This is a genomic window from Bdellovibrionota bacterium (genome assembly GCA_035292885.1).
Taxonomy (GTDB): Bacteria; Bdellovibrionota_G; JALEGL01; order JALEGL01; family DATDPG01; genus DATDPG01.
This window is the reverse complement of sequence record DATDPG010000070.1, coordinates 1-13037: the sequence shown is the minus strand read 5'-3', so window position 1 is coordinate 13037 and position 13037 is coordinate 1. Positions and strand designations below refer to the sequence as shown.

Below are 13037 nucleotides of genomic sequence, written 5' to 3'. Positions count from 1 at the left end.
GGATGATCGTAACCTTGTGAATCGGATCGGCGTTCGGGAGACTCTTCGCGACCAGCGTATGCCCGGCTTCGTGATAAGCCGTCACCCGCTTCTCTTCGTCCGATATCAGCATGCTTCGTCGTTCTTTGCCCAACATGATCTTGTCCTTCGCATGCTCGAAATCGGACATCTCGACTTTCTTCTTGTTGAATCGCGCGGCCAATAATGCGGCTTCGTTGACCAGATTTTCGATGTCGGCGCCAGCGAAGCCCGCCGTGCCCCGGGCGAGCGTTTCAAATTCCACCGACTCGTCGATCGGGACCTTGGTCGTGTGCACTTTAAAAATCCCGAGCCGGCCTTTTAGATCGGGCCGCGGAACAATAACGTGCCGGTCGAATCTCCCCGGCCGCAAGAGCGCGGGGTCCAAAACATCGGGCCGGTTCGTGGCGGAAATTAAAATCACCCCTTCGTTCGATTCGAAGCCGTCCATTTCAACGAGAAGTTGATTGAGCGTCTGTTCCCGCTCGTCGTGCCCGCCTCCGAGTCCGGCGCCCCGATGTCGTCCGACGGCGTCGATTTCATCGATAAAGATGATGCAGGGTGCGTGCTTCTTGCCCTGCTCGAAGAGGTCGCGCACACGGGACGCCCCCACTCCAACGAACATTTCGACGAAATCGGATCCGGAGATCGTGAAAAACGGAACGCCCGCTTCGCCCGCGATGGCTCTGGCCAAGAGAGTCTTGCCGGTTCCCGGTGCGCCGACCAGAAGAACTCCTTTCGGGATTCGACCGCCGAGCTTGGTAAACTTTTTCGGATCTTTCAGAAAGTCGATAATCTCTTCGAGTTCTTCCTTCGCCTCATCGATTCCGGCGACGTCTTTGAACGTCACTTTGGGTTGGTTTCCGCTCAATAGTCGAGCCTTGGATTTTCCGAAACTGAGCGCCTTCCCTCCGCCGACCTGAAGTTGGCGTACCACCATCACCAAGAGCAACACCATCAAGACCAGCGGAAGGCCGGTAAAGAGCAACTGTTGCCAAAAGGCGGCCTTTTCTTCCGACAAGGCTTCGAACATTCCAATGCGATTCTGTTCAAGAAATTTGGTCAGTTCGTCTCCGGTGCCGACCCATCGCGTAGTGAACGTTCTCCCGGGTAAATCGGAAAGCTCCTTGTCTTGAACGAATTCTTTCGGAAATGCCGCTCGATATTTGCCTTGAATATTGTTGCCCTGGATGGCCACCGACTCGACGAGACCGTCCCGGACATGATCTCGAAACGCGCTGTACGCGATTTCTTTGGGCTGCGGCTGGGCCAGGCGGTTCACCGACTGAAAGACGAGGACCGCCATTACGATCAGCAATATCCAAAGAATGGCGCTTTTTCCCTTCACAAATTCCCCTTTTGGGACGTCAACGTCGAAGAAACGACCCGATTAATCGAAGATCCGAACCTGGAGAGAGCGTAACATATAAGGAGTCGTGACGAAACGCGGAACTTCAAACGGAACCCACGAATTCCACAAAGTTCTGTTCTCGTTCGACCCTCACTCCCAAAGGCAGAGCAAACGTTCGCGGTTCTCCCGCGGACATCACCAAATGATCCACAACATTAAGTTGCACTCGTCGAAGAGCGGACGCTTCTCCGGAAACTTTTCGATAGGCTTGCGCAAGCGCCACGCGCCGCAAGGCGGACGGAGCGTTTTGAAGCGGCACAACCAGCCAACGATTCCGTCCACACGCGGCCACCGAAAGAATCTTCCTCGCTTCTTCCTCCAAGTAATCCACCACCGGTGCGAGCGACTCGCCGAGAGCCGCGAGATGGCGCCGAATCTGCGGATTGAACTGCGATTCCAGCATCGGGATCACGTTGTGCCGTAAAAAATTCCTCCTCGGTACCGTGGAACGATTCGTGGAATCAATGGCGTGCAGAAGGCCGCATGAATCGATCTCTTTTTCGATTTCGGCCCGGGAGACCCTCAAAAGAGGGCGAACCCAGAGCGGCGGACGAAACACGCGAATGCCGCGCAGGCCTCGGAGGTCCGTGCCGCCGAGCAGCCGCAAGAGCATTGTCTCGGCCTGGTCGTCGCGCTGGTGGGCCAAGACAACGCGCTGAGCCCGAAGCTCTTGCGCCCACGTCCGAAAAATCTCGAGGCGCGCATGGCGTAATCGATGTTCGGCCGTGCCTCCATCGGGGCGAAGCCGGATGACGTGAAATTCACATCCATGTTTTTCGGCCAATTGCTCGGCCACTTGAGCGTCCCGGTCGGCTTCCTCGCCTCGCACTCCGTGGTGAACATGCACGGCCACCACTTCCGGACCCCCGCGACGGCGTAACTCGCACAACATATGAATCAAAACCGCGGAATCGGGGCCGCCGGAAAGTCCCACCATGACCCGTGTGACGTTTTCGAACGCCCCATGTTCATCAATCGCCCGGCGCATTTTTCGAAAAATCTGAAGATGGATCGGTTTTTGAGGATGGCCAATCGGACGCTCGGATCGAGCTTGCCGGAGCCGAAGTCCGTTTTCCTTTTGGATCTCCATAACCGTTATTTCCCGTCTATCATAGTTGCTTCGGACCGAGGGGAAGTAATTGATTGTCTTGAGACTTTTGTTTTGATATCGTGATTTCCGTTCCAAGAAGTCGCCCAAGTTATTGAAAACTTTACATACTTACTTGGCAAAAACTTCACAAAGCAACATTGAAAGTGAAACCGAGGTTCCTTTTTTTCAAAAAAGACATGAAATTTCAAGCACTTGGGAGATGTGTCGGTGCGCAGGAATGGCACTGAACTTGCTCCCCAGCTGCTTTGCTTTTAACCAGCGGCAGTCAAGCACCCGGGGGTAGAAATGACGAAGATGCGTTGGACAGCGATTCTTGTGGCAGTTTTGGGATTCGGCTGGATGCCGATTCCAGGTTGGTCGGCGGAAGAAAAAATCACGCCGGATAAGAGAGAAGCGGCGCCCGGCGGCGATATCGGCAAGTACCGAAATGAAGGAATTGACGTCGTCCAGGGGAGAATCTTCCGGAAAGGGCTCCGGCACGAGTTTTCCGTGGACGGCGGCATCATTCCGAACAATCAATTCTTAAGTTATCAACTCCTTCAATTTCATTACACGTTCCACTTCCGCGAAGCCCTGGCCTTTGAAGGTTGGTACGCCCGAGCCCTCCATCAGGAGAAGAACATTATCGACGATCTTCGAAGCGTCCCCTGCCCACCTTCCCCGGCATTCGTGGACGTGAACGGGGACGGTGTTCAGGACACCAATTGCGGCGTGGAACTCACCAACCCCCCCGATCCGCTGCAGAATGCGTTCTTCGGAAACGTGGTTTGGTCGCCGCTCTATGGGAAGTTTTCCATTTTTTCCAAGAAGATCTTTCACTTTGATTTTTATTTCACGGCCGGCGCGGGCCTATTCGACAATGAAGACTCGAATCGGTTCGCGTTTAACGTGGGTGGCGGATGGAAAGTTTTCTTAAACGATTGGGCGGCTTTCAAGGTGGATGTCCGCGACATCGTCGTGCGCGAGGGCGCGCCCTTCAATCACGTGGTCAATAATATGCTCTTCTCCCTCGGCGTTTCTTTCTTCTTGCCGCCGCATCCGGCACCTCTGGGGAAGGACGCTCGATGAAACGGAATCCGGGGTTCCTCTCCTTCGGCTTGACGCTCGTCCTTCTTGGCGCCTGCTCGGGAGGCAAGGTTCATGATTTCAATACGCAGCTGGACGGACGCATACAAAAGGAGCTCGACAAGCGACAAGGCCTGGTCAAGGGAAATCCGGCTTATCTAAGTCTCGTTTCGGAACTGAGCGCGGGACGTGAGCTGCTCCAGAGCGGCAAAGCCAAAGAAGCCTTTTTGACGTTCGACAAAATTCTTCAGGAAGCTCGATATTCCAATTATCCGGAATACTCGTACGCCAAATATTATCTCGCCGCCTCGCTGTACGAGATGGGCGTCGACTATGGCGCGCTGCTGTATTTCGCCGACATTGTCCAAAAAGAGCCGCTGAAGACGCAAACACACGAGTCGCTCCGGCGGGCCATCTCCATCGCCCGGCGATTAAAGGACGACGAATTGGTTCTCTACCTTGCGTCGTCGATTACACCCGACAAGGTTCCCCTCTCGCTTCGAGAGGAGTTTCGCTTTTACATCGGCAAGGATCTTTACAAGAAACAGAATTATCCCAAGGCGATCGAACTGTTTACAGGCATCTCCCACCGGAACCAGATGTATCTGGCCGCGCAATACTTACTGGGAACCGTCGCCGTGCAAGAGAAAGATTTCAAGCGAGCCATAACGCATTTTCGAAACATTTCAGACGCCCGGTCGCCCGTTACCTATTACGAGGACCTCAAAATCCGTCAGCTGGCCAACCTGGCTCTGGGTCGCATTTTGTATGAGCAGCAGAATTATCCTCTATCGATCGTCTATTATAAGAAGGTGAAGAAAGACGGGGACTTTTACCCGGAGAGTCTTTACGAATCGAGCTGGGCGCTCTTTAAGCTGAACAAATTCAACGAAGCGCTGTCGGTTCTGCATACTCTCAACAGCCCTTATTTTGAGCAGGTCTACTTCCTCAAATCGATGTTGTTGAAGGGAGCTATATACATCGAGCTCTGTTGGTACGAACGGGCGGTCGACGAGCTTTCCACGGTGGAATCGAAATTCGGAGGCCTTCGCGGCCAAATCGATCGGTTCGCTCAACAGGCTCGTTCCCCCCAAGAATACTATCCTCTGCTTTCAAGCAAGATCGTTAGCGAGGACGGGAGCGAAGATTACGCTTATAAGGAGATATTCAATCTCGCGGCCGCCAATCGCGACTTCTTAGCCGTGCATCGCTACATCGGACGGCTGACTCAGGAGCGAAAGACTCTCGCGGAAACCAAGAGCCCCCGGGCGAATCTCCTGGCGAAGCTGATTCAGCAAAAAGAATCCGATCTCATCTTGCAAGCGAGCTGGATGGCCGGAAAGAAGATGCTGCTCACACGGCGATTGATCCTGGACTTCAACAACGCCAAGGACATCGTTCGATATGAGATCATCAGCGCCGAGCGAAAAATTCTACAGAGCCGAGCCCGCGGACTCGCGCCTGCGGTCATCTCGGGGCAAGATCTCATCAAACCGGAATTCACGGAGAGTCTGAAGGAAACGCTCATTTGGTGGGACTACACCGGGGAGTATTGGGAAGATGAATTGGGCGCTTATTTGTACGACTTGAAGAATCGCTGCAAGAAAGCGGAGAAGACTCAATGAATCCAGTGTCCCGGGTCCGGGATATCTTGATAGTCGACCGTCGCTGCATCCCTGCTGGCTGCGTTGCTCCTCCTCGGCGTACGGCCGGTACGCCCGCGTCGTCGCGCCTTGCCATCCGGGCGCATCGGCGGCCTTTATTATCAAGCTACCTCGGACTCGGGACACTAGTCTTCTTTCTTCTTCTTATGCTGACGATTCCGTCGGTGTGGGCGGCCGAACCCGCCCCGGAATCGGTTGAGTCGGTCACGTTGGAAGCGGATAAGAAAGAAGCTGCGGCCGCCAAACCTGCGGCCGAATCCCGGCGAGGCGCCCTTCGCACCGGAGCGTTCGAAGCCTTTTCACTTCCCGACTACAAGGTTGACCAAGCCTTTCGTCTAAAAATCCGGGAAGAGATCGCGATTCTGACACGCATCGTCAAACAGACCAAAAACCCGAATGCCCGCGCCGACCGTCTCTTTCGAATCGCCGAACTCTATTGGTTGGAAGAGCGGTCGAAATACCTTCGCGACATGGACTCCTACGTGAAAGCATACGACGCCTTCGCGGCCGGAAAGCGAAAAACCAAGCCGGTGGAGCCGAAATTTTCAGGCCAGCGCTCTTTCAAAATTTACGAGAACATCATCGGCTCCGCGCCGAAATACGAACGGATGGATGAAGTGCTCTTCTTGGCCGGTTACCACGCCACCGAAGTGAACAACAAGAAAGCCTTCGAATATTTCCAGCGCCTCGTGACCCAATACCCGAACAGTCGCTTCCGTCTCGATGCGTACATGGAGATCGGCGAGCACTATTTCTTGGAACGACAGTTCGATAGAGCGATCGAAACCTATTCCATCGTTCTCAAAGTACCGAGCAAACTCTACAACTTCGCTCTCTATAAACTTTCCTGGTGCTATTACAACCAGGCCAAGGTTCGGCCGGCGATGACGATCATGCAAAAAGTCGTCGCTTCGTCCAAGGGAGTCCCTCGCGAAATCGAGCTTCGAGAGGAAGCCCTGCGCGATTTGGTTCTTTTTTATTCCGATCTCGGCCTGGTGGAAGAAGCTCAACAATATTTTGTGTCGATCGGCGAACCGGACTACGGCCTAAAAGTTCTTGAAAAACTTTCCAACATTTACTTCGAGCAGGCCCGGTACGACAAAGCCATCGTTACGTTGAAAATGCTTTTGGCGGCCGGCCCGTTCGCGGAGAACGCTCCTCGGCATCATTCGAAACTGATCGACTCGTATGAAAAGAGCAACGACCTGCGCCGGGCGATGGGCGAGATGGAAAATTTTATCGCCACGTATGACAAGAGTGCGGCCTGGTACACCCGTAATACGGATGAGGAAATGCGCGATTACTCCGTGGTTCGATCCGAGGTTTATGCGCGGTTCATCCCCAAGAAATATCACGAGCAGGCGCAGCGCGCGGAGAGGACCGAACCGGAAGCGGCGGCCAAAAACTACGCCGCGGCCGTGGTGTATTACCAGAAATATTTGGAACGATTCGGGGGCCATAAAAACGCCTACGTCATGCGCTTCGTGTACGCGCAATTGCTGTTCAAGAAGAAAGATTTCCTGGCGGCTTCTCAACAGTTCGAGATCGTGGCCAAGGACCCCAAGGGGAAGTACCAAAAAGAGGCCATCGTGGGACAGATTGACTCCCTGACCCGACTGGAAGAAATTCATTTCAAGGATCTCGAAGCGAAAGGGATCAAACAAAAAAACAAGTACGATCCGATCCCGCTCTCCCCTTACGCCGAACGTCTTGTGTCTGCGGATGAGGCGTACGTTAAGCACTTTCCCAAGGACGATCGGATCCCGGACACGCTCCTTCATCGATCCCAACTCCTTTATAACTACAATCAATTCGACAAGGCCCAAAAAGGCTTCTTAGCGATTGTGCAGCAGTTTCCCACCAGCGCCCCATCCATGAGCGCGCGCCATTTAATTTTGGACATCTACAACATCCGAAAGGATTGGGAGAACCTGGAAAAGTGGGCCGCTACGTTCTTAACCCACAAGGAGTTCGCCACGGCTGAAAACCGCGCCCTTCTTCTCAAATTGATTCAGGGATCGATTTTTCAGCGCGCCAAACAACTGGAGGACAAGAAACAGTACACCGCGGCGGCCGACACGTATCTTCGTCTGGCGAACAAATATCCGGAATCGGAGTACGCCGACAAGGCGCTCTTCAACGCCGCCGTAGCCTATATCAACGGCGATGAATCCGAAAAGGCGATGGCGACCGCGCAACGATTTCTCGCAAAATATCCCGATTCTCCGATGGTTCCGAAAATGATGCTCGCGCTGGCCAGCTATTTCGACGATAAACTGGATTACGAACATGCCGCGAATTATTACGAGCTGCTGGCGGACAAGGACCCCAAGTCCAACTACTCGGCCGACGCGCTCTTTAACGCAGGCCTCTACCGTGAGCATTTGCGCCAGTTGGATCGCGCAGTGAAGGATTACGATCTCTATCTTCAGCGATATCCAAACGCCAAAGACGCCGGCGATATTTATTTCTCCCTCGGCCTGATCTACGAGCTCCGAAAAGCCTGGCCGCAAACGATCGAAGTATTTCAGAATTACCCGCGGAAATACGGCCTTAAGAAGGACCGCATCGTAGAGGCTTACTATCGAGCCGGGCAGGCCCAAGAAAAATTGAGACAACATGAGCCCGCCCGCCGTTCGTATCAGACCGCCGTGGCGCTCTTTAGGAAATACAATCAGAACCCCAGCCTCGGCCCGAACGTCGGCGCCAAGTACGCGGCTAAAGCCCAGCTGGAACTGATTCAGGAGATGCTGGACGAATACAACGAGATCCGACTGCGGATGCCCCAAAAGGTCCTGGCGAACGCGATGGAACGGAAAGCGTTGCTCTTGAAGAATCTAAAGAACAAATATCTCGAGGTGATCAATTACGGCGACGCGGAGATGGGCGTCACCGCGCTGTATCAGATTGGTTCGATCTACCAGAACTTCAGTAAAGCTCTGTTTAACGCGCCGGTGCCGAAAGAACTCAATCCGGAACAGGTGCAGCTTTATCAACAAGAGCTGGCCAATCGGGCAGCCCCCATCGAGGAGAAGGCCGTGGAGGCCTATGAAAAAGCCATCGCCAAGGCATACGAGCTGGACGTATACAACGATTGGACCGACAAAGCGTACGAGCGATTAACCGAATTCAAGCCGGACAAGTATCCTCCGCGGCGCGGAAAGACTTACTTTGAGGCCAGCACGAGCGAACCGATGGCACCGTATAAACCGATGCTGGAGGCGGCCGCGCGATGAACTACCGATTTCTCGTCGTCATAGGTGCTTCTCTTTTTATGTTCGGATGCCTCGGTTCAACGAGCCCTCCACCCTCCACCCCCGCCGCCGAAGAGAAGATTAAAGAAGGAAAAGTCGACGAGGCGGCTTCACAGGTTCCGGCCGCGGAATTCGCCACCCCTTCTCAGGTTTCGGCGCGTTCCGCCGGTGATTTCCGCCAAACCGTCGATCGGAGCCTCCGTTCCATCGAACAAAATCCGCGAAATTTCGATGCCTATATGGATTTGGGGAAAGCTTACCGCCAACTCAACCAAAACAAAGAAGCCGAACGGGCGTTTGAAAATGCGTCTCTCGTTAAACCGAACGCCGTGGAACCGATGCTCGAGTTAGCCGAGACTCACTCTCTCCTGGGCCATCATTTGAAAGCCGTTGCGGTCTATCAAGACCTTCTGAAGCACGAGCCCAAAAACGCCGGTTTAAAGAACAGCCTTTCCATTGCTTACCGGAAAAACAAGGACTTCCGCTCGGCCGAGGATCTCGTCCGTGAAATTCTCAACACCGACAAGACCAACATTTACGCGATCAACAATCTGGGCCTGATTTATTACGACTCCAAACGCTACCAGTTGGCGGAGTTGACGTTCCAGAAGGGAAAGAAGATCAATCCGAAAACGGCCGAAACGTATAACAATCTCGGACTGACCTATCTCGCGATGGATATGCCGAGAAATGCCATCAATGAATTCCGACGAGCCACCGAACTCAATCCCTCTTTGGTGTCCGCTCGGATGAATTTGGCCAATATCTATCTCAAAGCGGGCAATTACCCCAAAGCGATTCAGCTTTACGAAGAGGTCCTTCGAACCGACCCCCTCAACATTCCCGCAAATCAAAATCTTGGCGTGGCCTACCTCACGACAGGTGAAGTGGCGAAGGCACGGCAAGCTTTCTCCACCAATGCGGGGACCGATCCGAATAACGGCGCTGCGCTCTTTAACCTCGGACTTCTTTATCAGAACAACCTTCAGGATCCGGAAACAGCGCTGAAATATTTCCAGCGGTTCGTCGCCGTGGAGCGGCTCAACCTGGCGAAGGATCACGAGGTGTTTGGATATATTAAACAGCTTCAGTCGATGCCCAAGCGGCCTAAAGTGGTTCCCACGCCGCAACCGACTCCGGCGGCGGCAGTGCAAAAGGCTCCAGAAAGGAAAGCTCAGCCATGATAAGAACCCTTCCATTCCTCATTGCCGCGCTCTTGGTTTTGTCCTGGACCGGAGCTTCTTTCGGCCAGACATCGGCGCCCGCTCAAGGATCTGAAAGGAAAGTCCGCGTCGGCAAGACGGTCTACGACTTTGAAGAGGTCGACATTTTAGGTCAGTTAAAGAAACCCGAAGGCCAGTCCATTTTGGAACCCCCGGAGGTCAGTTTTAGGCGACTGCTCGACTTGGATGAGAGCTTTTTGCCCAACATCGTCCGCGGGGCGGATGAATTTTAGGAGGAACGTCTATGGTCGTCCGAACAAGCGCACTGAAAATTCCCTCGGATCGGGATTCCGAGATTTTTTTCGATCCCAAACGGCTCGTCGTTGATTTCCGAAAACGCCCCGGCGGCTCCCGCCCCTCGGACATCCGCGCCAAGGTATTACGCGTCGTCGTGCAATGCTTCGGTTGGGTGATCGAAGATCGTTTCTTCTCGCCGGGTTCGACCATCACCGTGGGAGCCGAACGCGGAAATACGTTTCGCATTCCCACACCGGCTCTTCCCGAAAGTCACGCCCTCATCCAATACCGATCGGAAGGAGGCGCTCTCCTTACGATCAATAAACATATCGAGGGCGTTCTCCAGATGGGGGACAAGCTGACCTCGCTCCTGGACGCCGTCGGAAAACAGGCCGGTCCCTTTCAAACGGTGGAGATGGCAAAAGGGGCCCGTGGATGCCTTGAGTTCGGCCACATCCGTATCTATTTCGAAGAGATTCCGGATCCCGAGCGGGTGCCGCCCGTCGCAATCTTCAAATACTTGGCGGATCCCTACCTCGGCCGATGGGTCATCGTCTCTCTTGCCCTGCATTTGATGATTCTGCTTGTGGTGAAGCTATGGCCGGCGCCACCGCCCAAAACGCTGGAAGAATTGACGCCGCAGTTCCAGAAAATCCTCGTGCAGCCGAGCACGATCAAACCGTATCAACCGAAGCGGGCCTTCGCGGGTGGCAAACTGAAACCGGGCGCCGTCGGCATGGAAGGTGAGGGAGCGCGCGCTCCCGGAGCGGAAGGACGGCGCGGCCGCGGGATCCCGGGCGCGGGCCGGCGTGTCTCCAGCGGCGACATTCGGAAAACCGGTATCTTGGATGTTTTCACACGCTCCGGAAATCGAGGGGCTTTTTCCGAATTGATCGGAGGCGGTGCCGCGATCCCCGGATCGGTGGACAGCGCCTTTAACCGCGCGGCTCGATACGGGTTGCCGGGTGAAACGGAACTTCGGGAGGGAAAAGGTCTCAAAGGGACTGGAACCGGCGGCGGTGGCCTTTCCACGTCCATCGGCCAAGGTCTAGGAACCAAAGGACGCGGAGGGGGGGCGAAAGGACCGGGGCTTGCCGATTTTGGAACGGGTAAGAGCGACACGGCCGTCTCGGCCTCCATCGACGAAGAGGAAGTCTTTGTCATGGGGAATATCCCAAAGGACGTGATCGCCCGAATCATTGCCAACTACCTGGGTCAAATTCGCTACTGTTACGAACGCCAGCTCACGGTCCAACCGAACTTGAGAGGCAAGGTCGTCACCGATTTCATCATCGGCCTGGACGGCTCGGTGACCAGCACGCGAATCAAGCAATCGACGTTAAGCAGTCCTCCGGTCGAAGTGTGCGTTCAAAACGTGATTAAGCGAATCCAGTTCCCCAAACCGGGAGGGGGAATCGTCCAAGTCATTTATCCGTTCCTCTTCCGGGTGGCGGGGTGAGACCGATGAAAAAAGTCCTACTGGCGCTGGCCTGTTTGATCGTGCTTTGTTTTCCGCGAATGGGTCGGGGAGACGAATTGTTCGGTGAGTTTCAGCGTCTTCCCGATCAAGTCGAACGGGGTTTTTCGGTGGGGTTCGATTTTGGTCTTCTCTTTTTCACCGGCGAAGCCAGAACCGCGAAAAATCCGGGATTTCAGCTCACGTTCACGACGGGATACGATCTGTTCAAGTACCTCTCCCTCGAGGGGGTTTACAGCATCGGAATCAACGAAGCTTCGGCCGGCGATTTTGTACTTCAAGGCGGGGTCAATACCATCCTGCTCAATCTAGCCGCCAAAGCCCAGTATCCTTTAGGCCGCTTTTACCCCTTTCTTGAAGTGGGCCCCGGGATTCATTACAGCGATCCGGAGTTCGTCCCCGGCCAGAATAACAAGATCAACATTTTGATCGGCGGAGGCATCGAGTACTACACGTATCTTCGGCACTTTTCGCTCTACGCCAAAACGAGCTACTACTACATTCTGGATGTACCGGTGGACACGATCAATATCGGCGCGGGATTGAAGTACACGTTTTAACAGGCTGTCGAGCCTAAAAATCGATGCGGCGCTTGCCGAAGCGGAACGCCAACGACGTCGTAAATCCGTCCCAAGGAGGAGGATCAAACGATACTTTCCCCACTCGGTCGAGAATGCATTGTTGCATGGCCTTGTTGCGGAATGTGTCGGATTCAACTCCACTTTTCCGAACTTGGCCGGAAGAGGCGATCGAAAACCAGATCGCAATGCGTCCGGCCGCTCCGCCTTTTTCATGCTGGACGTAACAGCCTTCGACACCCACGAGGTGCTCCTTTAGAGAGGCCCGGTATTTCTCCGGATCGTACGTTGCCCGAGGATTCACCGAGCGAGCCGATTCGCTGATTCCAAGCAGAGGAATATCTTTCAACGTTGGAAGACGGATCTCCACGTCCATATCTTGAAGCTTCGGAGCCTTCACGATTTTTGGCCCCAGCGTGCCGGTGGAACGCACTGTTTTGGCCAGGCGATCGGCGGCGGCCAGGTCCCCTTCCGGCGTAATGCCGCCGAGCGAGCGATCCAGGCTGGCAACGATGTCTTTACCCGTCGTCGATTCCGGTGTGGGACTCACGGCGGGAATGGGCGCCGGCCGATTCTTCCTCGTTTCTTTGCGGGCTTGAATCACAAGGGGAGGCGCTTCCACGGTTTTACCGACCTCTTCCGAGGCGGGTGCCTCCTCTTCCACAGGAATGTCGGTTGTCACTTCAGAAGGAACCATCACGGATCGGTTCCGAATGGACGTGAGCAGTTCCGACTTGCGGGGAACATAACGATTAAGCGCCCAGGCCAAGCCTCCGGCCAGTGCGAAAACCGATATCCAGAGTACGCCCCTCGGTATCGCGACCGGCACGGCGACTCGTTCCACAACGGCCGCCTTAATCCGGCGTCGAGGTGCGGGAGGTGCCGCGACCGGGATCGGCCGGTGCGGTTCGGTCCGAGGATCCGGAAACGGTATGACGTTCGAAAGGGCATATCCCCGGTGGGAGACCACCATCCGGATTTCACCCAAACGAATTTCAT

Annotated in this window: 10 protein-coding genes; 7 read left to right on the top strand and 3 right to left on the bottom strand. The window is 54.6% G+C overall.

Annotation, left to right across the window (positions count from 1 at the left end; all coding sequences use genetic code 11):
• Both ftsH and tilS read right to left on the bottom strand, forming a co-directional pair.
• The coding region (ftsH, locus tag VI895_05430) for an ATP-dependent zinc metalloprotease FtsH (protein ID HLG19242.1) at positions 1 to 1324 on the bottom strand (1324 nt) is incomplete at its 3' end.
• Between the two features lie 148 nt (positions 1325 to 1472).
• On the bottom strand, positions 1473 to 2519 hold the full coding sequence (gene tilS, locus VI895_05425) for a tRNA lysidine(34) synthetase TilS (protein HLG19241.1): 1047 nt from the start codon (positions 2517 to 2519) through the stop codon (positions 1473 to 1475).
• A 306-nt stretch (positions 2520 to 2825) separates the two neighbouring features.
• On the opposite strand from tilS, the gene VI895_05420 reads away from it, so the two are divergent.
• From VI895_05420 to cglE, 7 genes are all read left to right on the top strand, one after another.
• A complete protein-coding gene (locus VI895_05420; protein HLG19240.1) occupies positions 2826 to 3608 on the top strand; it encodes an outer membrane beta-barrel domain-containing protein in 783 nt (260 codons plus the stop codon).
• Positions 3605 to 5230, top strand: a complete 1626-nt coding sequence (locus VI895_05415; GenBank protein HLG19239.1) for a tetratricopeptide repeat protein — start codon at positions 3605 to 3607, stop codon at positions 5228 to 5230. The genes VI895_05420 and VI895_05415 overlap by 4 nt, the downstream gene beginning before the upstream one ends.
• Before the next feature lie 185 nt (positions 5231 to 5415).
• Entirely contained in the window at positions 5416 to 8505 is a 3090-nt protein-coding gene (locus tag VI895_05410; protein ID HLG19238.1) for a tetratricopeptide repeat protein, read from the top strand.
• Positions 8502 to 9707, top strand: a complete 1206-nt coding sequence (locus VI895_05405; protein ID HLG19237.1) for a tetratricopeptide repeat protein — start codon at positions 8502 to 8504, stop codon at positions 9705 to 9707. The genes VI895_05410 and VI895_05405 overlap by 4 nt, the downstream gene beginning before the upstream one ends.
• Complete coding sequence (locus tag VI895_05400) at positions 9704 to 9979, top strand: hypothetical protein (protein ID HLG19236.1); 276 nt, start codon at positions 9704 to 9706, stop codon at positions 9977 to 9979. The genes VI895_05405 and VI895_05400 overlap by 4 nt, the downstream gene beginning before the upstream one ends.
• Before the next feature lie 11 nt (positions 9980 to 9990).
• Positions 9991 to 11442, top strand: a complete 1452-nt coding sequence (locus VI895_05395; protein ID HLG19235.1) for an AgmX/PglI C-terminal domain-containing protein — start codon at positions 9991 to 9993, stop codon at positions 11440 to 11442.
• 5 nt (positions 11443 to 11447) lie between these two features.
• Positions 11448 to 12020 (top strand): adventurous gliding motility protein CglE, encoded by a 573-nt coding sequence (cglE, locus tag VI895_05390; GenBank protein HLG19234.1) that lies wholly within the window; start codon positions 11448 to 11450, stop codon positions 12018 to 12020.
• A gap of 13 nt (positions 12021 to 12033) precedes the next feature.
• Here the strand turns inward: cglE and VI895_05385 are convergent.
• The coding region (locus VI895_05385; GenBank protein HLG19233.1) for an AgmX/PglI C-terminal domain-containing protein at positions 12034 to 13037 on the bottom strand (1004 nt) is incomplete at its 5' end.